The following is a 22,442-nucleotide window of genomic DNA, read 5'->3' on the forward strand; positions in this document are numbered from 1 at the left end:
TTCATCCTATGGATGCGGAGGCATCGATCCGGTGCCGCCACCGCGGTGCGCCGGCTCCGGAACGGGTGCTCGGTTTGGTGGGTGCGGGGAATCTCAATACGATCCGGCGATGATCACTAGAAGATGGGTGAGGGCCAGTGCGTGCGGCCTGTTCGTCACCCTCGCTGCCGGGTTGTTCCCGGCAGGTGCCGCCGCCGGGGAACCGGTGGCCAAGGAAGCGCCCAAGGTCGAGTTGGTGCTCGACGTCAGCGGCTCGATGCGCGCACAGGACATCGACGGGCAGACCCGGATGTCCGCCGCGAAACAGGCGTTCAACGAGGTGCTGGACGCGGTACCCGACGAAGTGCAGCTCGGCATACGCACCTTGGGCGCCAACTACCCCGGCCCCGACAAGGCACTCGGCTGCAAGGACACCAAGCAGCTCTACCCGGTCGGCCCGTTGGACCGGACCGAGGCCAAGACGGCGGTCGCCACGCTGGCCCCCACCGGGTGGACGCCCATCGGGCCGGCGCTGCTCGGAGCCGCCGAGGACCTGAAGGGCGGCGACGCCACCCGGCGGATCGTGCTCATCACCGACGGCGAGGACACCTGCGCCCCGCTCGACCCCTGCGAAGTGGCCCGGGACATCGCGGCCCAGGGGATCCACCTGGTCATCGACACGCTCGGGCTCGTCCCCGACGCCAAGACCCGCGACCAGCTGATCTGCATCGCCGAGGCCACCGGCGGTACGTACACCTCCGTACAGCACACGGCCGAACTCTCGGGCAGGGTCCGGCAGCTGGTCGGCCGTGCGGCCACTCCGGTGGTCAATCCGGTGGCCACCGAGGGCGCCAAGCAGTGCACGGGAGCGCCGGAGTTGAAGCCCGGTCTCTACAGTGACCGCGAAAGCTTCGGCGAGCACCGCTGGTACCGGGTCTCCGTGGCGCCGGGCAAGGAACTGCGGGCCTCGGTCAGCATCGGCGCCGACCGCGCGGTGAACAACGACTACGGCGTGCTGCTGCGCGCCACGACGCTGAGCGGCCGGGAGATCGTACGCGGCCAGGAAGCCGGTGACGGGCGGACCGACCTGATCTCGTCCGGGCTGCGCTATCCCAAGGCGGGAAGCTCCGACGACGAGGAGCCGGCCGAGACGGTGTGCCTCCAGGTCAGCAACTCCTTCTCGGCGCCCGCCACGGTCAAGACCACCCCGGGCATGCCGGTCGAGCTGACCATCGACGTGGTGGACGGCCCGGACGCGGCCTCCGACGTGGCCTCCTTCGGCCTCGGACGCGGCTGGTGGCTGCTCGGCGTACTGGCGCTCACCGGCCTGCTCGCCGGACTGGTGTGGGGCTGGGTCTCCCGCTGGCGTATCGCGGTCTGGAGGACCAACTGATGAGTGCCCTGAGACGTGAACGCAACGACGCGCCCCCGACCGGCCCGGCCGGCCCTCGCGTACGACGCGTGCGCCGCGCGCTGACCGCCGCCCTGCTCGTGGGCGGCGGCATGTTCGGGGTGGCGGCCTCGCCGTCGCCGAGCCCGAGCGGCGGCGCGGAGGGTCCGACCGAGGCCGGCACGGCCTTCCGTACCGCCACCCCGCTCCAGTTGGGCGAGAGGGCCACGGCCGACGCCTCCACCGGCGACTACCTCTACTGGGTGCTCCCCCTGGACTCGGGACAGCGCGCCACCGTGCGCGCCTCGGTCACCCTGCCCGCCGCGGCCGGCCGGCACTCCGCCTCCACGTGGCAGCTCGACGTGTACGACGGTCTGCGCCGCCGCCAGCCCTGCATGTACGGCACGCAGACCGGCACGGCCGCCAAGGACGCGGCGACCGTCGACCTGTCCTGCACCCTGCGGCCGGTCCGCTCGGGCGCCGATCAGTGGGCCAACGACCCGCTGCCGGGCGCCTATTACCTCCGGCTCACGGTCACCGACCTCGCGCCGGAGGACCTCGGCCAGCCGGTACGGGCCAGCGTGCGGGCCGAGTCCCAGGACGTCGGCGGCGCCTACGCGGCCGACAACACCCTGGCCGCTCCGCTCGTCCCCGGCGCCGGTACGGCGTCCGGCATCGCACCGGCCGACGGCTGGTCGGGCACCTGGTGGTCGGACCGCTGGCTCTGGACGGCGGCCGGCGGCCTGCTCGCCGCCCTCGCGGGCATCGGCGGCTACCGCCTGACCCGCGGCGCCGGCCGCCCGGCACGGGTACCGCCCACCGCCTGACCCCGGCCCGTGGCGACCCGGGTGCGGGGCCGACAGGCCCCGCACCCGGGAATCCGCCCGGCATCCACGCGCCGGAGCCGTTGCCTCCCCCGGGATCCGCCGAGATGATGCGCCACACATGCGCATCGGGGGGCGGCACATGGACGACGGTGGAGCACGGGGCGACCAGTACGACGACGAGTCGGAGGACTACGTCGCCTACTGGCAGGGGCGCGACTACGAGCACGCGGCGGAGCTGGCCGCGGTCACACGCCTGATCGGCGACAGCCGTTACGGACTCGTCTGCGAAGTGGGCGGCGGGTTCGGGCGGTTGAGCCCGGTCCTCAAGGAGTACGCGGACCGGGTCATGATGTTCGACCCGAGCGCCAAGCACGTGGCCATCGCCGGACGGCTGCTGGCCGACCGGCCCGGGATCACGGCGCACCACATGCGCCCCGGACACCTTCCGCTGGACGACGGATCGGCCGATCTCGTCTCCATGATCCGCGTCATGCACCACCTCCCCGACCCCGGCCCCACGCTGCGCGAGATAGCGCGCGTCCTGAAGCCCGGCGGCCGCGCCCTGATCGAGGTGGCCAACTCCGCGCACATGCTGAACAAGCTGCGCTACGCGAAGCGGCTGCGCGGCATCCCGCGCGCTCCCGTGGACATCCGCTCCGCCGAGAAGGCCGCCGAGGGCGGCATTCCCTTCGTCAACCACCATCCGGACACCGTCGTACGGCAGTTCGCGGAGGCCGGGCTGCGCGTCGAGGACAAGCTGTCGGTGTCCAACATGCGCAGCGGCCGACTGAAGCGCAGCGTCGGCGAGGACCGCCTGCTGGCCGTCGAACAGCGCATCCAGGGCCCGCTGGCCGCCCTCAACTTCGGTCCCAGCCTCTTCTTCCTGCTCCGGCGGAACGGGTAGCTCAGGGCTCAGTCAGCTCTGCCCCTCCGCTGGCGCGCCGCCCAGGGTGAACGTCGCGGCGCCCGACGGCGGCAGGAGGGGCCGCCACGTGTCGGGCAGCCCCGCGGGATCGGCGAAGGTCGCGTTCACGAACTCCCCCTGGTCCGCGAAGTCGGTCTCGGCGAAGGTCACCCGGTCCGCGAAGAACGTGCCCTTGAAGAACGTCAGTCCGGCGAAGGTGGTGTGGTCGAAGGAGACCGGGCCCGCGAAGCGGACCTGGTCGAACACCGCGCCCGAGCCCCACACGGTGGACGCGAAGGTGGCGGGCCCCTGGAAGGCGCTCCCCCTCCAGTCGCTGTGGCCGCGGAAGACCGCGCGCCCGAGCTCGGCGGCTCCCCGCACCCGCATCCGGCCCATCCGCGCCCTGCGCCAGACCTCGGCCCGGGTCATGTCGAGACCTTGGGCGAACACGGCCTCCGCGAATCCCGCATCGCCCCCGAAGTCCGCCCTGACGAACCTCGCTTCGTGGTCGAACACGGCCGCGTCGAAGGTCGCTCCGCGCCGGAAGTCGGTCCGGCCGAAGGACGCGCTCCCCTTGAAATGCACCGCGTCGAACGCCGCCCGGCCTTCGAAGACGGCCCGGTCGAAGCAAGCGCGCTCCTCGAACTCGCCCCCCGGCAGTGCCCAGTCGTCGACGAAGCGCGCCCGGTCGAACCGCGCGAAACCCATCCGCACGTGCCCCGTCTCCGGGTCGCGCAGCACAGACATCAGCCGTTCGAGCAGGCCGTTGGCGAAGGTGGTGCCCCGCATGTCCACCCGCGAGCCGGGAGCCATCATCGCGAGGTACCTCATCCGGTCCGGCTCCGTCACGTGGGCCAGGCAGAGCGGGCGGCCCGGCAGGCGGATGCCGGTGCACCCGGCCGGATCTCCCGGGCTCCCGTACCGGCACCGCGACCAGCCGATGGCCGGGTCGCCCATGATCAGTTCGACATCGCGCAGCAACCGCCCCACCTCGGCTGCGTCGTCGAGCAGGATCCATCCGAGCCCCGGGGGGCCGGTCACCGGTCCCGGCTCCGACCGTGCGACCGCGAGGGCTCCCAGCCCGCCGACATCGAGCAGCGACGGGCCCGTCACGGGGATGATCGTCCCCCGCACACCGGTCGCGTTCAGCCGCTCCCCGAGCGCGGCGGTGCGCACCAGCCGCAGGGCCTCCTCCACCGCCGGTCCGTGCACTCCTTCCTCGTCGAACGTGAACTCCCCTCTCGCCAGCGCCACTCCCAGCGAGACCTCCCGCGCGGAGCCCCCGCGCAGCCGGGACATGGCCACGGGCAGTTCGGACAGCACCGTCCCCGCCTTTCCGAGGGATCCGGGATCCGCCATCGGGAGGAGCACGACCCCGTCCTCCAGCGCGGACAGGTACCCGAGTACCTCGCCGTCCCTTCTCGCCAGATCGAGGAGCTCGAAGATCTCCGGCCCCACGGCCCCTGCGGGCCGAACCGCCATGCAGACGCCGGAGATCTCGGTCCCGGCGCGCGCGTACGCCGCCACGGCCTCGCTGAATCCGGGCTGATCGAGCAGTGCCCGGCCGGTCAGGAACACCATCCGGTCCGGCAGCACCGTGTGCACGATGCCCGCCAGCAGGCCGTCCTGGGAGACCGGAGAGCCGACGTAGAGGGTCCAGGCCTCCGGCTCGGCGGACAGCCGGACGAGTTCCCCGTTGCGTTCCCCCTGGTACGAGAGGACCTCGCCGGTCAGTGCCACCGCCTCGCCCTGGTCGGTCGTGCCGTCCACGACGAGGTGCCTCCTCGGGCTCGCCCAGGCCGGCTCCGTCCAATCCGCCGGGTGCACGAGGTCCACGTCGGAGACGAGCAGGAGCGCTTGGGGCACCGCCCCGTCTCCCCAGGCCTGGTGGCACAGGACCTCCCGGCCTCCGGCCCTGACCCAGGCGAAGGCGTCCGTCCGCGGGGTGGGGGACGCGCCGTCGACCGTCAGCACCAGTCGGGGCGACAGCAGCACACCCACCGCCAGCGGCTCCCGCTGCGGCTCGAAGCGGACCCGCACCACCCGGTCGGCCAGCCCCGACACCGGTCCCGCGGCCTGGGCGAACGGCATGGCGTCAGGCGCCAGTTCGCGGCGCCCCCCGCCTCCGGGCCCGCGGCGGATCGCCGTGAAGTCGCGGCCGGTGCCGCGGTTGCGGGACATGTACTCCCCGACGCGCCGCCGGACCAGCTCCCGTACCGCGGCCACGTCACCGCGCAGCTGCGACCCGAGCAGGGCTTCCCGTACGCCCGGCAGGAACTCGAACTCGACCGCATCGGCGGGCTGTTCGCCGTCCCACGGGGCGAGCAGTCCACCCAGGGCCACTTCCGCGAGGTGCCCGTGCTCGGAGTTCCGCAGCAGGGAGCGGCGCACGAGGGTCATCACGGGCAGGGTGAGCGGTACGGCGGCCAGGTGGTCGGCGAGGCGCTGGGCGGTCGGGGAGGCGCTCGCGCGGAAGCGCTCCACCGCCTCCAGCGGGTCCTGGAGGACCTTCGGGGCCTCTGGCGCCGTCCCCGTCCCCGTCCCGTACGGGGCTTCGCGCGCGGGTTCCGCGTCGAGGCGCAGGCAGGCGAGGCGCCGCCAACGGCCGTCGCCGGACACCACCCGCACCAGCCGGGCCAGGCTCCCGGAGGCGATGCCGACGACCGGGATCACCGCGCCGCCGCCGCGGGCCCGCCGGGTCATCGGGACCCGCTGCCAGGAGCGGGTGGCCGCCGCGGGCCGGTCGGCGCGGACGGCGAAGGGGACCGGCCGGACCGCCCCGCGCGTCCAGAGCCGCTCGGGCAGGACGTTGAGTACGGCCACGGCGTTGTGCGCCGACCACTGCCGCAGGACACCGCGCAGGGGGGCTTCGCGCCAGCCGCCGGCGACCGTGTCGGAGAGCACCAGGATCAGCCGTCGGCCCGCCGGGTCGACCAGCTCCAAGGGGTTGCGGGGCGGGCTGTCGCGATGGTGCGCGACCATGGGCACGCCGCCGGGGCCGGTACCCGTGAGCCGCCAGGTCCGTACGTCGCGGAAGACCCCGCTGCGGGTGAGGAGCCCGCGGACCTCCTCCACCAGGTCGGACCAGAGCAGCATCGAGTGGTGGGAGTCGACGACCAGGGCCACGTCCAGCCAGCGGCTTTCGGCGGGCCGCAGGACCGGTGTGAGCACCATCCGTTCGATGCTGCGCTCGACGGTGAGCTGTTCGTCCAGCTCCTCCCCCGGGCCGCCGATGCTGCGGCGGCCGATCGGGCGCAGGGCGCGCATCAGGGCCAGCGGGTCGTCGAGGGTGGCGGCGCGCGGCAGCCGCACCGCGGTGCCCCGGCGCACGGCCGGCGCGGCTGCGGCGCCGACCCCGCCGCCGGGTGCGCCGATGGGTGCGCCGGCCGGTGCGCCGCCTCCCGCGGCCCGGCAGGCGGCGGGAACAGGGGCGGCCCCGGCCGCGGGGAAGTACTGGACGCCGGGTGCGCCGGCGCCGCTGCCGCCGGCGCGTGGCGTGACGGGTAACTCCGGCCCGTCCGCGGCCGGTTCGGGTACGGGCGCCGGGGACCGTGCCGGAGGCTCACCGCGGGCGGCCGCGTCCACCCGGGTCGCGAGCCACAGGATGTCGGCGATCTCCTCCGCCCCGACCCCGGGGCGCGGGCCGTTGTCCTCGGCGCCTTCGGCCAGGGCGGCGAGGAGCTTCTCGATCACGCGGAGGGCCCGGTGAGGTGGTGCATGACGGTGTCGAGGAAGCGCTCGCGGTCGCCGGGGGCGGACCAGGCGCCGGCCAGGCGCAGTTGGATGGCGTTGAGGAGCTGGTCGGTGGCGAGGTCGCCGTCCTCGGCGCGCTCCAGGAAGCTCTGGACCAGATCGCGGTACTCGTCGCTGTTCTCGATGTCGACGCCGAGCCGGCCGCGCACGATGCGGGCGAGCTTGTCGGGGTCCGGCGGGTCCAGGTGGAGTCGGACGCAGCGGCGCAGGAAGGCGGGCGGGAAGTCGCGTTCGCCGTTGCTGGTGAGCACGACGATGGGGAAGTACCGGCACTGGACGCGGCCTTGGGAGATCCGGACGGCCTCCTCCGTGTCGTCGTCGGTGCCGATGGCGACGGTGGGGGCCTCCTTGGCGAGCCGGGCGAGCTCGGGGATGACGAAGCCGCCGTCCTCGAAGACGGTGAGGAGGTCCCCGGGGAGGTCGATGTCGCTCTTGTCGATCTCGTCCACGAGCAGCACGCGGGGTCGGTCCTGGGGCAGCAGGGCGGTGCCGAGGGGGCCGAGGCGCAGGTAGCGGGCGATGGAGGGACCGCCCTCCACGGCGGGGCCGGGGGCGGAGGCCGCAAGGGCCCGGGCCGCGGGCGGCTCGGCGCCGGGCGTGCGCAGCTGTTCCAGCCCCGCCTCCTGGAGCCGGCCGATGGCGTCGTACAGGTAGAGGCCGTCGCGCAGGACGGTCCGGCTGGTGACCGGCCAGTGCAGTACGGGGCCGAGGCCGAGGTCTGCGGCGATGCTGGAGGCGAGCGTGGACTTGCCGACTCCCGGCTTGCCGGTGATCAGGAGCGGCCGCCGCAGGTGCAGGGCCGTGTTGACCACGTCCTTCTCCAACTCGTCGGGCACGTAGCCCTCGCCGCGCCGCCAGGTCCGCTCCCAGGCCGGCCCCTCGCAGCCGGGGGGCGCGTATCCCGGGTCGGGGACGCCTTCGAAGTCCCGCCAGGGCGGTGGCGGTCCGGCCTCCAGCCTGGCCCGGCGCTCGGCGGCCTCGCCGGTCCCTTGGTACAGCCACCAGTCCTTCACCACGGCCTCTGCCTCCATCGTCGGTATCACGGTCCGTCGCTGCGAGCGGTCATCGGAATCGGTACGGAAGCCGGGACCGGGCACGGGACCCGCCCCGGAGCCGGGTGCGGGATCGGCGCGGGCATCGGCGTCGGCGTCGGCATCGGGTTCACGCCAGGGACCGGAGGATGAGGGTGTCGTCGGGATCGTCCCACAGGAGGACCAACCGGTCTCCCCCCGGCGGCTGTCGGCGATCGCCGACGGGGGCGCCCGCGCCCGCGACGGCCGCCGCCAGGCGCACCGCGCGTACGCGGGCGGGCAGCGCGAGCACGTCGAGCGCGCCGGGGTCGGTCGCCCGCCCGTCCTCACCGGCCGGCGCCAGCAGGGCGAGCAGGTCACCCGCGAACCCGTCCGTACCGGCACCCCCCGCGCCCCCGGACCGGCCCGGCCGCGTCGGGGCCGGAGCTCGGTGCCAGAGGGCCACCGGGACGCCGCCCTCGAGGACGGCCTCCACCACCGTCGAGGTCCGGGCCCCGGTCCGGGTGTGGGCCAGTACGCACGCGGGTGCCGCTCCCGCGCCCAGTTCCATGCCGAGCCCGTCGTCCGCGTCCGCGTCGGCCACCACCCGGACCGCGTCCGGGTGCCGGCCGCCCTGGGCCCACAGCCAGCGCCATTTGCCGCGCCATTCGGCGCCGGTGTCCTCGCGTTCCTGCGGGCAGCGCACCACCACCTGGTAGACCACGCCCAGGGGCCGGGTCCGCCCGCCCGGGCCGCGCGGGACCTGCCACTGGTCGAAGTCCAGGTCCAGGAGCTCGTACGGCACGTGGAACTCGATCCGCTCCACCGCACCGGACAGCCGCCCGGCCTCCGCATCGGCGCCCCACGCCTTCGCCACCGCCCCGAGGTGCCGTACGAGTGCGTCCCGTACCGCGTCCAGCCGGACCGGCTCCCCCTCCGATTCCCAGATGAGCTCGGTCGCCTCCCGGCGCAGCCACATCCGGGCGAGGAAGCCGTCCTCCCCGCCCGGCGGCGCCTCCAGCCGTACGTGCAGGGCCGTCTTGCGCGCGGGCGGGGGCGGGGGCGGCAGCGCGGGCAGGCCGAGGCGTTCGCGGGTGGCGCGCACCCAGTCGCGCACCCGGGCCGCCCACCGCTCGTCGCCCGCCGCGCCCTGCTCCGCGAGGAACCGTACGAAGGGCACCGCGAGCGGCATCCCGCCCGGCCCGCCGTGGCGTTCGTCCAGGTCCTGGGCCACCTCCAGCAGGCTGTCGCCCGGCAGCCCGCCCCGGGCGGGGGCGGCGCAGCCGGCGGCCTTGAAGGCCCACAGGTACGCCTCGTAGGCGCAGCGCGGCAGGTCGCGGCCCTCGAAGAGCGCGCCGAGCCCGTCCCAGGCGCTCTGGTCGAGGCGGCCGGCGCGCGGCGGCGCCAACCCGGGGACGTCGTCGTCGAGGAAGGAGGAGGCGTCCCAGTTGCGGTCCACGACGAACTGCGGGAGCTGCCAGCCCTCTCCGCGTGCGCGCAGGCCCAGGAAGGTCCGGTGGATGGAGCGGGCGGTCTCGGCGAGACCGGAGACGGCCTCGTGCACCTGGCGTTCGCCGAGTTCGGCGAGGAGCTCCTCGGTGAAGCGGCCGGCGCCGCGTTCGGCGTCGTTCCTCGCGGCCTCGCCCTCGCGGGAGGCGTACAGCCGGAACTGGCGGCGCCCCGGGACGGTGGCGCCGCCGCCGTAGTCGTTGGCCCCGAAGTTCCACCGGGCCTCGCGGGGTGCGTCGACCCGGCAGGCGTCCACCAGGGCGGCCTGGTAGCGGAAGACCTCGCGCTTGACGAGGCTGGAGCGCCACCAGCGCAGTGCGGAGTCGAGGTTGAGGTGGAGGATCTGGCCGGGCCCGGCGTCCGCGGAGGGCAGCATCAGGTCGCCGCGGCGCGGTTCGGTGTAGCCGTGTCCCGCCCAGAAGATGACGAGCAGATCGCCGTCACATGCGGGGAGTTCGTCGAACAGCACCGATTTCGTGTTCGCCTCGGTCGCCGGGCGGTGCGTACCGCGCAGGGCTTCCAGACCGGCGGAGGCCGACCAGTCGAGTGTGTCCGGGTCGTCGAGCGGGGACAGCAACAGCCGTACGTGGCCCGGCGGCACCCCTCCGGGCCCGGTGAGCCAGCGGGCGAACCGCAGGGCGTCGCGGGCCGGGCCGCGCAGGTTCCAGTGGTGGCTGATCTTGTACTTCTCGACCCCGGCGACGAGCGCGAAGGTGCGCGGCCCCAGCTCGGAGGGCAGCAGGTCGAGGGGGTTCACCCGATCTCCGCTTCGGCCACCGCCCGTTCGATGCGTGCGTAGAGGGAGTCCTGTTTCCAGTAGGCGCTGTGGCAGGCCGGGAAGGGCTGGCGGCTGCCGATCTCCTGGTCGCTGACGCGCGGGTCTCCGGGGAAGACGGGCTCGGCGAGGTACGAGAGCACGTCCTGGCGGTCGTAGACGTTGAGCCAGCGCGGGAAGGCGTACGGGAGCTTGGTGCCCGGAACGACCCCGGCCAGGGCGCCGAGTTCGTAGAGGAAGGGGGCCTGCGAGCCGACGGTGACGAGCAGTTCGACCCCGGGCACCGGTTCGCCGCGGGCGGCCGCGAGGGCGAGGAGGTCCACCAGGGCGATGCCGCCGAGGCTGTGGCCGATGAGGACGGTCGGCCCGGGCTCGGCGGTGATCCGCTCGTGCAGGAACGCACGGAGGTCGGCGCCCCGGGCCTGGTAGCGCAGGATGTCGCCGAGGGCGGGGGTGGCCCCGACGGTGAGGGAGCCGCGCCAGGCGTTGAGCAGGGGCTGGGTGGTGACGCGCAGTGCGAGCCGGCCGAGGACGGCGGCGGCGCGGGCGCCGGGGAACCGGGCGTCGCCACCGAGACGGGCGGTGATCAGCTCGACCAGGCGGTCGCGTTCGGCTCCGGTGCAGTCGGCCTCGGCTCCGGCCGAGGCGAGTGCGGCGGCGGTCACCGCACGGGCCAGGGCCTTGGCCAGCTCCCGGGCCTGCGTCTCCCCGACGGCCCGGTCCCCGGCCCGGGCGGCCTCGGCGGAGCGGGAGACGCCCTCCAGGGCGGCCGGGAATCCGGCGGCGAGGCCGGTGCCGAGCAGCAGGGCGGCCTGTTCGCCGCCGTCGGGGACCCCGCGGACCGCGGCGAGCAGCTCCAGCACGCGGTCGCCCGCGGACTGCACGCCGGGCATGGCGAACGCGTCCCCGTCGGGGTCGTCATCGGGGTGGCCGCCGGCCGCGGTGTCCCAGCCGGCTTCCGCCAGGACCCGCAGCTCGCAGAGCGGGTCGGCGATCAGCAGCCCCCACTCGGCTATCTCCTCCTCGTCGGGCCCGGGGGCCGTACCGGGGGCGCCCAGGCCGGGCACCGAACGCCCGTCGGCGCTGAGGGTGGCCCCGTACCGCTCCCCCCAGAAGCAGGAGTCGACGGTCGCCCCGGGGAACCGGGCGGTCAGCCGGTCCCGGACCAGGGCGAAGAGCGTGTCGTGCCGCTCGCGCCGCACCCCCGTGCCGTGCACAAACAGAAATCGCATCGCGGTTCCGCCCCCTCGCACCGTCGTCCCCGCTCGGCACGATAGCGCCGCGCGGTGAACGGGGCCCTCGGAACGTCGAGTTCGAGCGGGCCGGTGCGCAGGTCCCGCCCCACTCGGGCACACGTCCCGCCCCGCTCGGGCGCGCTCCCCGTTCCCCTCCCCCACACCTATCAATCACCTGTCACATGTGAAATATTACTCCCGCTCCGATCAACCCGACCGGCCGGAACCTCCAGAAAGGCCCGCTACGTTGCGCAGACTCGCTGCGGTGGGAGCGGCGATATCACTCGCCCTCCTCGCCGCCCCCGCGCTCGCCGCCACCGCACCCCCGACCCCGGCGCCGACGCCGACGCCCGCCGGGCAGCAGCAGACCGATCGGGCCGCCCCGCCGCCCGCACCCCTGGAGCTCCAGCGGCAGGCCCTGCGCCGCCAGGCCCTCGAAGAGGTGGCCGCGGGCCGTCCCGGCGGCCTGCGCGCCGGGACCGACGGCAGGCTGCCGCGCCAGGCCAAGATCGGCAAGCGGTACGTCGAACTGGCCCAGGAGCGCAAGGACAAGGTCTTCGTGATCCTCGCCGAGTTCGGCGACCAGGTGGACAACACCACGGAGTTCGAGGGCAAGCCGCGCTTCGGCGGCACCCCCGGCCCGGCCCACAACACGATCGGCAAGCCCGCCGCGGACGACAACCACACCCTGTGGCGCAAGGACTTCGACCGGTCCTTCTACGAGAAGCAGTTCTTCTCCACCGACCCGCAGTCGGCGTCCCTGCGCGCCTACTACCGACTCCAGTCCTCCGGCCGGTACGACATGGACGGCACGGTCACCGACTGGGTCAAACTCCCCTGGAACGAAGCCCGTTACGGCACCGACAACTGCTCCGAGTCCGGCCAGTGCCGGACCAACTGGGACATGATCCGGGACGCCACGGACTCCTGGTACAAGTCCGAGCGCGCGAAGGGCCGTACGGCCGAACAGATCAAGGCGCAGCTCGCCGAGTACGACGTGTGGGACCGCTACGACGCCGACCACGACGGGAACTTCGACGAGCCGGACGGCTACCTCGACCACCTCGTCGTCGTCCACGCGGGCAAGGACGGCACCTGGGGCGGCGGCGCGCAGGGCAAGGACGCCGTGTGGGCGCACCGCTGGTTCGCCTACTGGAACCAGGCCGGCAGCGCGGGCCCGGAGGGCAACAAGGCGGGCGGCACCCCGGTCGGCGACACCGGCATCTGGGCCGGGGACTACCTGACCGGCGGCGAGAACAGCGGCGCGGGCCTCTTCGCGCACGAGTTCGGGCACGATCTGGGCCTGCCGGACCTGTACAGCTCGGACGGGGACAACAGCGTCAACTTCTGGTCGCTGATGTCCTCGGCGTCCTACCTCGGCAGGGGCCGCAACTCCACGGGCGAGTTCCCGGGCGACCTCGACCCGTGGAGCAAGCTGCAGTTGGGCTGGCTCCGGTACACGGAGGCCGACGCGGGCCGCACGACGCGGGCGACGCTCGGGGTGTCCGGCTACAACACCGAGGAGCCGCAGGCCCTGCTGGTGCACCTGCCGCCGTCGTCGACCACCACCGAGCTGGTCGACCCGTACGAGGGCGCCAGCCAGTGGTGGAGCGGTACGGGCGACTTCATGGACAACACCCTGACGCGCACCGTCGACCTCACGGGGGTCGCAGCCGGGACACCGGCCCGCCTGGACGCCCGCCTCTGGTACGACATCGAGCAGGACTTCGACTACCTGACGGTGGAGGCCTCCACGGACGGCGGAGCCGGCTGGACGGCGCTGCCGGGCACGGTGGACGCCACCCCGATCGGGGCGAAGGGCGTCTCCGGCACCTCGGCGGGCTGGACGCAGCTCTCGGTCCCGCTCGGCCAATTCGCAGGAAAGTCGGTGCAGTTGCGGTTGCGCGTCACGTCCGACAGCAACACCCACGGCAAGGGCGTCACCTTCGACGACATCCGCGTCACGGCGGGCGACGACGGCCGGGTGCTGCTGCGCGACGGGGCGGAGCAGGGCGCGAACGGCTGGACGGCGGTCAAGTGGTCCCGTACCGAGGGCCGTACGGGCAGCGAGCAGCACCCGCGGGCGTACTTCGTGGAGAACCGCCGCTACACCGGCTACGGCAGCCTGCTGCGGACGGGGCCGTACAACTTCGGCTTCACGGGCGACAAGGTGGAGTTCTACCCGTACCAGCAGGGCGTGCTGATCTGGCTCTGGGACACGGCGTACAGCGACAACACCACCAAGGCGCACCCCGGCGGCGGCATGCTGCTGCCCGTCGACTCCCGCCCGGCGCCGCTGACCCACGCGGACGGCACGCTGCTCAACGCGCGTGCGCAGACCTTCGACGCGCCCTTCTCCCTCGGCAGGAGCGACCGGATCGTCCTGCACAAGGCGGGCGTCCCGACCGTGATCCCGGCCCGAAGCGGCGTACCGGTCTTCGACGACCGTCACGGGACGTACTGGAACGCGGAGCTCCCGCAGCTCGGGGTCAAGGTGCCGGACACCGGGACCCGGCTCACGGTGGTGAAGGAGGCCGCGGGCGGGGCCCTGACGACGGTCCAGCTCACCCCGTCGAAGTGACCTGCCGGAGCTGAACGGGGCGGGGTTGGCGGAGGCCGTCGGTCAGTGGCGCACCAGACAGAACGGGTGCCCGGCCGGATCGGCGTAGACCCGCCAGCCCTCGCCCGCCCGGCCCCCGTCCAGCAGGGTGGCGCCGCAGGCCAGGACCTCGGCGTGGGCCAGGTCCAGGTCCGCGACGGCGAAGTCCAGGTGGAGCTGCTGGGGTCGGGCCGGGTCCGGCCAGCGGGGCGGCCGGTGGTCCTCGGCGTACTGGAAGGCGAGGACCGGACCGGCCGGGAGGTGCAGGGTCGCCCAGGTCGCGCCGGTCGCCCAGCGCCGGTCGGGACGGTCGACCTCGCCCCCGGTCAGGCACTGGTAGAACGCGGCCAGCGCCGCCGGGTCGGGACAGTCCAGCACCACGCACTGCATCTCGGCGATCACGCCGTGATCCTAGGCCTTGCGGCGCACCCCCCGCTCCGCGGGCGGACCGTGGTGCGGCGGGTAGGCGGTGGCTTCCGGGGTGTCCGGGAGGCGCGGCTTGGACAGGACGCGGACCATCGTGACGGGGTCCATGAGGATGCCCGGCGGGCGGGTCAGCGAGAGCACCCCGAAGAAGCGGGCGGCGATCGCCGGGTCGGTGTTGGCGCCCGCCATCACCCGAGCCATGTAGCGCTGCAGGATCCGCGTGGCCCGGTCCGGCGGGGGACCTTCCGTGACCGCGTACCGCATGTCCTCGCTGGTGGCGATCTGCCAGGGCACGGCCACCACGGCGGTGGTCCGCCGCTGGATCCGGCGGGAGGCCGCGGCGATCTGCTCCGGACTCAGCGTGCGGATCTCCTTGGCCAGCGCCTCCGCGGCGAGCGCGGCGACCGTCATCCCGTGCCCGTACACGGGGTTGAACCGGCAGGCGGCGTCGCCGAGGACCACGAAGCCGGCCGGCCAGCGCTCCAGGCGCTCGTAGTGGCGCCACTCGTTCGCCGTGTTCCGGAAGGCGGTGGGAGCGGACAGCGGGACCGCGTCCCGGATGGCGTCGTACAGGGCCGGACTGCGCAGGCTCCGCGCGAACGGGAGGAACTCCTCCTCCCGCACGGGCGGGGCGTGTTCGCCGTTGCCGACGAGGGTCACCAGCCAGCGGTTCCCGTCCAGCGGCATCAGCACGCCGCCGCGCGGGAGGTCCGGCCGGCCCTGCACGTACACGCCCTGCCAGCTCCGGGCCGGATCGTCCGGCATCTCGAAGTAGCGGCTGGAATACCCGAGATGGGAGTCGTAGCGGGTGACCGCCGGCGCCTGGTGGCCGATCTCCGTGAGCCAGGCGGGAGCCTTCGAGGTGCGGCCGGTCGCGTCGACGACGAGCCGTGCGGCCAGCTGCTCGCCGTCGCGCAGGCGCACGCCGCTCACCGTGCGGCCGTCCGCCCCGGCCACGAGTCCGGCGGCCGTCGCACCGCCCCGGATCCGCACACGGGGGTTGCGCAGGACTTCCGCACGCACCGTCCGGTCGAGCAGCTCCCGGCTCGCGAGGAGGACCCTGGCTCCCGGCACCGGTCCGAACCAGTCGGCCGGGCTCAGCCAGAGGAAGTCGCGCGGCGATTCGACCAGGGCCGCCCCCGCGGCCAGCAGCTTGCCGGTGGTGCCCGGCAGCATCCGCTCGATCAGCTCCACGCCCCGCGCCCACAGCACGTGCGTGTGCCGGGACTGGGGTATGCCGGGCCTGAACACCGGCTCGCCCTGCGGCAGTTCGTCCCGCTCGAGCACGGTGACCCGGGAGAACCGCATCGCGAGCACCCGCGCGGCCAGCAGTCCGGCCATGCCCGCGCCGAGGACCACGGCATGGTCCCCGGCGCGGTCCTCGGCTTGATCCTTGGCTTGATCCTCGGCGTGCGGTCCGGCGTGCGGTCCGGCCTGCGGGCCGGTGGTACGTAGGTGGTTGTCCGTTGCGTCGTCGTCCATGCCGCCGAGTGTGACGGGGGACGGGGCTCCCTGGTCAGGGCCCGGACGGGGCGCCCGGAGGCTCGACGGGGGCGGACGGGCTCATACCGGGGCGCGCCCCCGCCGGAGCTCCGTACGGACCTCTATCGGGGTCAGGGGCAGAGGGCGGTCCAGGTGACCTTCACGTGCCCTCCGTCGTCCCCTCGGAACTCGCTCGTACGGGTGCCCGGCCGGTCGGTGTACGGATCCCAGGCCACCGTGCCCCGGGCGACCAGGTCGTCGGCCGAGGAGGCGTCGTAGTCCCAGAGGAAGACGGCGATCTCGAACGGGCCGGGGCCGTACGTAGTCCCCGAGCCGACGCGCTGGTGGAAGTACGGGTCCGGGTTGGTGCGGTTGCCCTGGTTGGGGAAGGTCGACGGGTCGGAGCCGGAGCGCGACCACACGGCGGTGCGCGCACCGTCGCCGGTCCGGACCGCGATGTCCCCGTAGAGCGCGGGGCGGGTCGTACCGTCGTCGAAGTAGGTCAGCTCCGCCTGGTCCACGCGGACCCGGCAGGCGGGGACGCCCTGCACCGGGGTGACGGTGTAGGTGACGGAGACCTCGCCGCCGTCCACACCGGACATCCGGGCGGTGAACCGGCCGAAGCCGAGCGCCGGGTCCCAGTGGACGCGGCCGGCGGCCATCACGTCGTCGTTGTTCCCGGCGCTGTAGTCGGCGTCGGTGAGGTAGGCGGTGACGGTCGCCCGGCCGCCGAAGACCTGGCTCCGGGCTGCGTCATCGAGCCCGAACCAAGGATCGTGGTCGGGAAAGGCGGTGGCGCCGGACCGGTCGCGGTGCCAGAGGGAGCGGGCCGTCCCGTCGGTGGTCAGGGTGAGGCCGTCGTAGAGCTCGGGCCCGCTCTCGCCGCTGGAAGTGAACCGGGCCGAGTCGACGGTGATCCGGAACGGCCCCGTCTTCAGCTCCACTTCGCGCACCGGGTCCTTGGAGAACTCGGCGACGATCTGCCGGCGCACCCAGTCGTTGCCGAGCAGACCGTAGTGCGAGGGGCAGCCGCTGTCGCCCACCGGCAGGACGTGGTTGACGGCTCCCGCCAGCTCGGTGGAGCGCGGGGCGCGGCTGTCGCCGGGCGGGATCTGCTGGTCGCAGGTGGAGCTGATGGTGGTGTAGCGGGTGGTGCCGGGGGTTTCGTCGCCCGCGTTGAGGGAGTTCAGGAAGGGGCTGCCGGGGGTCATGTCCGCGAGCGATGCCGCGTGGATGTCGCAGAAGGTCGCGAAGGGCCCGCACGGGGCCGCGTCCCCCGCCCCGTGATTGGGCCCGCCGAGCGAAATCCAGGCGCGGACCCGAGAACTCCCTCCGTCCTTCAGATACTTGCGCGTCAGCAGCGATCCCATGCTGTGAGCGACCACGTCGACGGGGCGGCTGCCGAACCGTTCGGTGAGGAAGGCTCCGAAGCGGGCGGCGTTGGAGTCGTTGGTGGCGGCCCAGTCGTAACCGAACTCGGCGAGGTCACTGGCGAGCCACCCCTGGGTGAGCAGGTGGTCCTCCAGCCCGTCGAGGGAGGCCGCGGTGTCCCCGAAACCGTGGACGAGGACCACCGGCGTACGCTGCTGCGCGCGGGCGGCGGCCTCCGCGGAGTCCGCGGCCCGCGCCGTCGGGGCCGTGAGCAGGGCCGCGACGAGCGCCGCGACGGCGGCGACGAGCACGGAGAACAACAGAGGAACCGGCACGGGAACGGGCAGGACGGATCTGCGCATGGCTCTCCCAGGGGATGCGGCGGGATGCGGCCCGACAGCCTGAAGTGACTGGCGAGTAGCAAGTTAGCCGCCGGGGATTCAGCGCGATAGAGACGCGTACGAGACTCCGGTGAGCTTTTCGGAGGCGGCCCAGAGCCGTTCGCCGGACTTGTCGTCCAGGGTCCATTTCGCCCGCCAGGAGCGGTGCGGCGCGCCGCGCACGCTGAACCGCGGCCCGATGAACTCGTCCGGCCGGACCCCGGGTGCGGTGGCCGCGTACAGGGTGGGCAGCGCGCCGGCGGCCGCGGACTGGGCGAGGACCCCGTTGCCGATGGCGACGCCGAGGCCGTTGGCGGCGACGGCGAGCCGCGATCCGAGGCCGGTGCCCGCCTGCGGGGCCGCGGCGACGTGCAGGTTGGTGGAGGCGTAGCCGGGGTGGGCGGCGGCCGCGACGATCCCGGACCCGGCGGCGGCGAGGCGCCGGGCGAGCTCGTGGGTGAAGAGCAGGTTCGCGGTCTTGGAACGGCCGTAGGCGATCCAACGCCGGTAGTTCCGCTCGCCGTTGAGGTCCTCGTGGTCCACGTCCCCGAAGACGTGGAAGCCGCTGGAGAGATTGACGATCCGGGCTCCGGGCGGGGCGGCGAGGAGGTGGGGCAGGAGCAGTCCGGTGAGGGCGAAGTGCCCGAGGTGGTTGACCCCGAACTGCGTCTCGAACCCGTCGGCGGTGCGGCCGTACGGCAGGGCCATCACACCGGCGTTGTTGACGAGAAGGTCGAGGGTGGCGCCGCGGCGCCGCCCGTACGCGTCCGCGAACTCCCGGACGGATGCCAGGTCGGCGAGGTCGAGCGGCATGAACTCCACATCCCCACCGGGCACTTCGCCGCGCAGCGCGACCTCGGCGGCACGCCCCCGGGCCGCACTCCTGCAGCCCAGCACCACCGAGGCCCCGCGGCGCGCGAGTTCCCTGGCGGCGGCGTAGCCGATCCCGCTGTTGCCTCCGGTGACGACGGCCGTACGACCGCTCTGGTCCGGCATCCGGGTGGCCTTCCAGCCCGCCATGGCAGCCCCTCCCCTCCCGGGGACCCCTCGGCCCACCGGCCCCCGCACCCTACTCCCGCAGCCGGGGCCGCACCGCTGCGCGGGACGGAGTCCCCGCAGCACCCTTCGCCGCTGCGCGGGGCAAGGTCCCCTACCCGCCCTTCGCCCGTTCCCCGGGGCTCAAACGCCGGCGAGGCTGGGTTTATCCAGCCCCTCCGGCGTTTGAGGAGCGGGGGTCCGGGGGCTGGCCCCCGGCAACGGCGCCGCACGCGGCAACGGGTCCGGGCGCAGCCCGGGGAACGGGCGAAGGGCGGGTAGGGGACCCAGCCCCGCAGGGCAGGCCCGACCTGGGCCGGGGCCCGCCCGCCAGGGCCCCGGGGCGGGACCAGTAGGCTGCGGGTCCACCCGCTTCCGTACCCCGAGGTCCACCCAGTGAGCTCCGCACCGCCCCCCACCCCCGTGTCGGTCGTCGGCCTCGGCGCCGACGGCTGGGGCGGGCTCACAGCCCCCGCCCGGGCCGCGCTGGCCGGGGCCGAGGTACTGATCGGCGGGCCCCGGCAGCTGGACCTGCTCCCGCCCGGGGAGTGCGGCGGCACCCGCGTGGCATGGCCCAGCCCGCTGCGCCCGGCCGTGCCGAAGTTGATGGCCGAGCACGCCGGCCGCCGCATCGCGGTGCTGGCCAGCGGCGACCCGATGTTCTACGGGATCGGCCGTGCCCTGTCCGAGGAGCTCGGACCCGACACCCTGCACGTCGTCCCGCACCCCTCCTCCGTGTCCTACGCCTGTGCCCGCCTCGGCTGGCCCGTGGAGGACACCGAGGTGGTCACGGTGGTCGGCCGTCCGGTGGCCCGGCTCGCCGCCGCGCTGTACGAGGGCCGCCGGGTGCTGGTGCTGAGCGCCGGAGCGGTGACCCCGAACGAGATCGCTGCTCTGCTTCGAGAGCGGGGCTTCGGCCCCAGCCGGATGCGCGTCCTGGAACAGCTCGGCTCCGAGCACGAGGACACGTACGAGGGCCTCGCCCAGAACTGGGAGCACCCGCCCGGCGACCCCCTCAACGTCGTCGCCGTGGACTGCCGCCGCGACCCCCGCACCGAGGCCCCCCGGCTCGGCGCGACCCCCGGCCTGCCCGACACCGCCTACGAGCACGACGGCCAGCTCACCAAGCGCCACGTCCGCGCCGCCACGCTGTGCGCCCTCGCCCCCGCCCCCGGCGAACTCCTGTGGGACATCGGCGGCGGCTCCGGCTCCATCGGCATCGAGTGGATGCGCACGCACCCGTCCTGCCGCGCGGTGACCGTGGAGCGGGTGACGGAGCGGGCCGCGCGGATCACCCGCAACGCGGCCGCGCTCGGCGTCCCCGGCCTGCGCGTGGTCACCGGCTCCGCACCCGACGCGCTCGCCGGACTGCCCGCCCCCGACGCCGTGTTCATCGGCGGCGGCCTGACCGCGCCGGGCCTGCTCGACGCGGCCTGGGAGGCGCTGGCCCCCGGCGGCCGGCTCGTGGTCAACACCGTCACCCTGGAGTCGGAGGCGGTCCTCGCCGACCGCTACCGCCGCCACGGCGGCGAGCTGGTCAAACTGGCCGTCGCGCATGCCGTACCGGTCGGCGGTTTCACGGGCTGGCGCCAGGCGATGCCCGTCACCCAGTGGACGGTCACCAAGCCGCACCCGTCCCACCCGCAGTCCCAGCCCGACCAGTCCGACCAGCCCGACCCCGAAATGGTGGATCAGACGATATGACCGTGTACTTCATCGGTGCGGGCCCCGGGGCCGCCGACCTGATCACGGTGCGCGGCGCCCGGACGCTGGCCGCCGCCCCCGTCTGCCTGTACGCGGGCAGCCTGGTCCCGCGCGAGCTGCTCGCCGAATGCCCGCCGGACGCCCGTCTCATCGACACCGCCCAGCTGAACCTGGACGAGATCATCGCCGAGTGCGTACGCGCGCACGCGGCCGGCCAGGACGTGGCCCGGCTCCACTCCGGCGACCCGTCCGTCTTCAGCGCCGTCGCGGAGCAGATGCGGCGGCTCGACGCGGCCGGCATCCCGTACGAGGTCGTCCCCGGCGTCCCCGCCTTCGCCGCGGCGGCCGCCGCGCTGAAGCGGGAGCTGACCGTCCCCACCGTCGGCCAGACCGTGATCCTGACCCGGATCTCCCAGCAGGCCACGCCGATGCCGCCCGGCGAGGACCTCGCCACACTGGGCCGCAGCGGAGCACTCCTCGTCCTCCACCTGGCCACCCGCTACGTGGACCGGGTCGTGGACGAACTCCTGCCGCACTACGGGCCCGAGTGCCCGGCGGCGGTGGTCGCGATGGCCAGCCGCCCCGACGAACTGATCCTGCGCGGCACGCTGGCCGACATCGCCGCCCAGGTGAAGGAGGCCGGGCTGGTCCGCACGGCCGTCATCCTGGTGGGCCGCACCCTGGGCGCCGAGCAGTTCCGCGACAGCCACCTGTACTCCGCCGAGCGCGACCGGCATGTCTGCTGACCCGACCGGCCTGCTTCCACACGTCCTGATCCTCGGCGGCACCACCGAGGCCCGCCGCCTCGCGGAGGCGCTGGCCGCCGCCCCGGACTCCCCCCGGGTGACCACCTCCCTGGCCGGCCGGGTCGCCGCTCCGGTGCTCCCGCCCGGCGAGACCCGGATCGGCGGCTTCGGCGGTCCGGACGGGCTGGCGGCCTGGATCGGCGCCCACGGGGTCACGCACCTGGTCGACGCCACGCACCCCTTCGCGGAGCGGATGAGCTTCAACGCGGCTGCGGCGGCCGCCCTTTCGGGCGTGCCGCTGCTCGCGCTGCGCCGCCCCGGCTGGACCCCGGGCCCGGGGGACGACTGGCACTTCGCGGACTCCCTCACCGAGGCGGCCGCCCTGCTGCCGGACCTCGGCACCCGGGCCTTCCTGACCACCGGCCGGATGGGCCTGCACAGCTTCGCGCACCTCACGGAGCCCTGGTTCCTGGTGCGTTCGGTGGATCCGCCGGCCGCGCCCGCGCCACCGCGCCTCGAAGTGCTGCTCGCCCGCGGCCCGTTCACCCTGGCCGACGAGCGCGAGCTCCTGGCCCGCCACCGCATCGACCTCCTGGTCACCAAGGACAGCGGCGGCTCGGCCACCGCCCCCAAACTCACGGCCGCCCGCGAGGCGGGCATCCCGGTCCTCGTCGTCCGCCGCCCGCCGGTGCCGCAGGGCGTCCCGCAGACCGGCTCCGTGGACGAGGTGCGGACCTGGCTGTCCGGCTGAGGGGTGAGGGGTGAGGGCCGAGAGGGTCCGTGGCGCGGACCGGCATCCCGCCACGCCGAGGGATCACGGAGGATCGATTCGCCGCTCGGAGCCCTCCTAGGGTCGTGCCCGCACTGCCCGACCCGCCCCCACGGAAAGGGATCCACTCCCTCATGAAGCTCCGCACCACCGCTGCAGCCACCATGGCGGCCTTCGCCCTGGTCCTGTCGCTGCCCGGTTCGGCCTCCGCCGCCGAAGGCTACTTCCACTACAAGTACGTCGACGGATACGCGCAGGAGCAGCACGTGACCCTGCACGACCCGCACAGCGGCAAGTGCGTCAACCTCTACGCCGTCGGCGACGACGAGGTGCAGCCCGGCTACGGCCCGCACAACGACACGGACTCCGCCGTGGTCGTCTACACCGGGGCCAACTGCCAGGGCCCCGAGTGGAAGCTGCGCGCGCACGGCAACCCGGCGCGCGACGACCTCCTGGTCCGGTCCGTTCGCTTCGCGGTCACCCCCGGCTAGCGGCCGGAACCCCCTGCGACCGACCGGCCCCGCCGGGCTTCTGCCCGGCGGGGCCGG

Annotated in this window: 16 protein-coding genes; 8 read left to right on the forward strand and 8 right to left on the reverse strand. The window is 74.3% G+C overall.

Annotated elements, in window-relative coordinates:
• Positions 1-109: 109 nt before the first annotated feature.
• From ACE1OC_RS09430 to ACE1OC_RS09440, 3 genes are all read left to right on the forward strand, one after another.
• A complete protein-coding gene (locus ACE1OC_RS09430; RefSeq protein WP_407836630.1) occupies positions 110-1,372 on the forward strand; it encodes a VWA domain-containing protein in 1,263 nt (420 codons plus the stop codon).
• A complete protein-coding gene (locus ACE1OC_RS09435; protein WP_407836631.1) occupies positions 1,372-2,196 on the forward strand; it encodes a hypothetical protein in 825 nt (274 codons plus the stop codon). The genes ACE1OC_RS09430 and ACE1OC_RS09435 overlap by 1 nt, the downstream gene beginning before the upstream one ends.
• Before the next feature lie 139 nt (positions 2,197-2,335).
• The gene (locus tag ACE1OC_RS09440) at positions 2,336-3,100 is read left to right on the forward strand and encodes a class I SAM-dependent methyltransferase (RefSeq protein ID WP_407836632.1); all 765 of its coding nucleotides are present in this window, start codon (positions 2,336-2,338) and stop codon (positions 3,098-3,100) included.
• 12 nt (positions 3,101-3,112) lie between these two features.
• Here ACE1OC_RS09440 and ACE1OC_RS09445 read toward each other — a convergent pair whose 3' ends face one another.
• The 4 genes from ACE1OC_RS09445 to ACE1OC_RS09460 form a co-directional block, all read right to left on the reverse strand.
• Positions 3,113-6,793 (reverse strand): SAV_2336 N-terminal domain-related protein, encoded by a 3,681-nt coding sequence (locus ACE1OC_RS09445; protein WP_407836633.1) that lies wholly within the window; start codon positions 6,791-6,793, stop codon positions 3,113-3,115.
• Positions 6,790-7,884, reverse strand: coding sequence for an AAA family ATPase (locus ACE1OC_RS09450; protein WP_407836634.1), 1,095 nt, complete (start codon positions 7,882-7,884; stop codon positions 6,790-6,792). The genes ACE1OC_RS09445 and ACE1OC_RS09450 overlap by 4 nt, the downstream gene beginning before the upstream one ends.
• 130 nt (positions 7,885-8,014) lie before the next feature.
• Positions 8,015-10,129: a hypothetical protein gene (locus ACE1OC_RS09455; protein ID WP_407836635.1), complete on the reverse strand. Its 2,115-nt coding sequence runs from the start codon at positions 10,127-10,129 to the stop codon at positions 8,015-8,017.
• Positions 10,126-11,379: a hypothetical protein gene (locus ACE1OC_RS09460; protein ID WP_407836636.1), complete on the reverse strand. Its 1,254-nt coding sequence runs from the start codon at positions 11,377-11,379 to the stop codon at positions 10,126-10,128. Before ACE1OC_RS09460 ends, ACE1OC_RS09455 begins: the two co-directional genes overlap by 4 nt.
• Positions 11,380-11,647: 268 nt before the next feature.
• Between ACE1OC_RS09460 and ACE1OC_RS09465 the strand changes: the two genes are divergently transcribed.
• The gene (locus tag ACE1OC_RS09465) at positions 11,648-13,963 is read left to right on the forward strand and encodes an immune inhibitor A domain-containing protein (RefSeq protein WP_407836637.1); all 2,316 of its coding nucleotides are present in this window, start codon (positions 11,648-11,650) and stop codon (positions 13,961-13,963) included.
• A gap of 42 nt (positions 13,964-14,005) precedes the next feature.
• Here the strand turns inward: ACE1OC_RS09465 and ACE1OC_RS09470 are convergent, their stop codons facing one another.
• The 4 genes from ACE1OC_RS09470 to ACE1OC_RS09485 all read right to left on the reverse strand — a co-directional run bounded on the left by ACE1OC_RS09470 (position 14,006) and on the right by ACE1OC_RS09485 (position 18,660).
• Positions 14,006-14,383 carry a VOC family protein gene (locus tag ACE1OC_RS09470; RefSeq protein ID WP_407836638.1) on the reverse strand — a complete coding sequence of 126 codons (378 nt, stop codon included), beginning with the start codon at positions 14,381-14,383 and terminating at the stop codon, positions 14,006-14,008.
• A 9-nt stretch (positions 14,384-14,392) separates the two neighbouring features.
• Positions 14,393-15,889: an NAD(P)/FAD-dependent oxidoreductase gene (locus ACE1OC_RS09475; protein WP_407836639.1), complete on the reverse strand. Its 1,497-nt coding sequence runs from the start codon at positions 15,887-15,889 to the stop codon at positions 14,393-14,395.
• 131 nt (positions 15,890-16,020) lie between these two features.
• Positions 16,021-17,622 carry an esterase/lipase family protein gene (locus ACE1OC_RS09480; RefSeq protein ID WP_407836640.1) on the reverse strand — a complete coding sequence of 534 codons (1,602 nt, stop codon included), beginning with the start codon at positions 17,620-17,622 and terminating at the stop codon, positions 16,021-16,023.
• Positions 17,623-17,700: 78 nt separating this feature from the next.
• Positions 17,701-18,660, reverse strand: a complete 960-nt coding sequence (locus ACE1OC_RS09485) for an oxidoreductase (RefSeq protein WP_407836641.1) — start codon at positions 18,658-18,660, stop codon at positions 17,701-17,703.
• Between the two features lie 411 nt (positions 18,661-19,071).
• Here ACE1OC_RS09485 and cbiE point away from each other — a divergent pair, with 411 nt between their 5' ends.
• From cbiE to ACE1OC_RS09505, 4 genes are all read left to right on the forward strand, one after another.
• Positions 19,072-20,379, forward strand: a complete 1,308-nt coding sequence (gene cbiE / locus ACE1OC_RS09490) for a precorrin-6y C5,15-methyltransferase (decarboxylating) subunit CbiE (protein ID WP_407836642.1) — start codon at positions 19,072-19,074, stop codon at positions 20,377-20,379.
• The gene (gene cobM / locus ACE1OC_RS09495) at positions 20,376-21,125 is read left to right on the forward strand and encodes a precorrin-4 C(11)-methyltransferase (RefSeq protein ID WP_274550138.1); all 750 of its coding nucleotides are present in this window, start codon (positions 20,376-20,378) and stop codon (positions 21,123-21,125) included. Before cbiE ends, cobM begins: the two co-directional genes overlap by 4 nt.
• Positions 21,115-21,876: a cobalt-precorrin-6A reductase gene (locus tag ACE1OC_RS09500; RefSeq protein WP_407836643.1), complete on the forward strand. Its 762-nt coding sequence runs from the start codon at positions 21,115-21,117 to the stop codon at positions 21,874-21,876. Before cobM ends, ACE1OC_RS09500 begins: the two co-directional genes overlap by 11 nt.
• Before the next feature lie 152 nt (positions 21,877-22,028).
• On the forward strand, positions 22,029-22,385 hold the full coding sequence (locus ACE1OC_RS09505; RefSeq protein WP_407836644.1) for a hypothetical protein: 357 nt from the start codon (positions 22,029-22,031) through the stop codon (positions 22,383-22,385).
• Positions 22,386-22,442 lie beyond the last annotated feature (57 nt).

It is taken from the genome of Streptomyces stoeckheimensis (genome assembly GCF_045822005.1).
Taxonomy (GTDB): Bacteria; Actinomycetota; Actinomycetes; order Streptomycetales; family Streptomycetaceae; genus Streptomyces; species Streptomyces stoeckheimensis.

Excerpts from the sequence above, each read along its gene's own strand:
- ACE1OC_RS09430 (WP_407836630.1), top strand. The coding sequence starts at position 110 with ATGATCACTAGAAGATGGGTGAGGGCCAGTGCGTGCGGCCTGTTCGTC.
- ACE1OC_RS09435 (WP_407836631.1), top strand. The coding sequence starts at position 1,372 with ATGAGTGCCCTGAGACGTGAACGCAACGACGCGCCCCCGACCGGCCCG.
- ACE1OC_RS09440 (WP_407836632.1), top strand. The coding sequence starts at position 2,336 with ATGGACGACGGTGGAGCACGGGGCGACCAGTACGACGACGAGTCGGAG.
- ACE1OC_RS09450 (WP_407836634.1), bottom strand. The coding sequence starts at position 7,884 with ATGGAGGCAGAGGCCGTGGTGAAGGACTGGTGGCTGTACCAAGGGACC.
- ACE1OC_RS09460 (WP_407836636.1), bottom strand. The coding sequence starts at position 11,379 with ATGCGATTTCTGTTTGTGCACGGCACGGGGGTGCGGCGCGAGCGGCAC.
- ACE1OC_RS09475 (WP_407836639.1), bottom strand. The coding sequence starts at position 15,889 with ATGGACGACGACGCAACGGACAACCACCTACGTACCACCGGCCCGCAG.
- ACE1OC_RS09480 (WP_407836640.1), bottom strand. The coding sequence starts at position 17,622 with ATGCGCAGATCCGTCCTGCCCGTTCCCGTGCCGGTTCCTCTGTTGTTC.
- ACE1OC_RS09485 (WP_407836641.1), bottom strand. The coding sequence starts at position 18,660 with ATGGCGGGCTGGAAGGCCACCCGGATGCCGGACCAGAGCGGTCGTACG.
- cobM (WP_274550138.1), top strand. The coding sequence starts at position 20,376 with ATGACCGTGTACTTCATCGGTGCGGGCCCCGGGGCCGCCGACCTGATC.
- ACE1OC_RS09500 (WP_407836643.1), top strand. The coding sequence starts at position 21,115 with ATGTCTGCTGACCCGACCGGCCTGCTTCCACACGTCCTGATCCTCGGC.
- ACE1OC_RS09505 (WP_407836644.1), top strand. The coding sequence starts at position 22,029 with ATGAAGCTCCGCACCACCGCTGCAGCCACCATGGCGGCCTTCGCCCTG.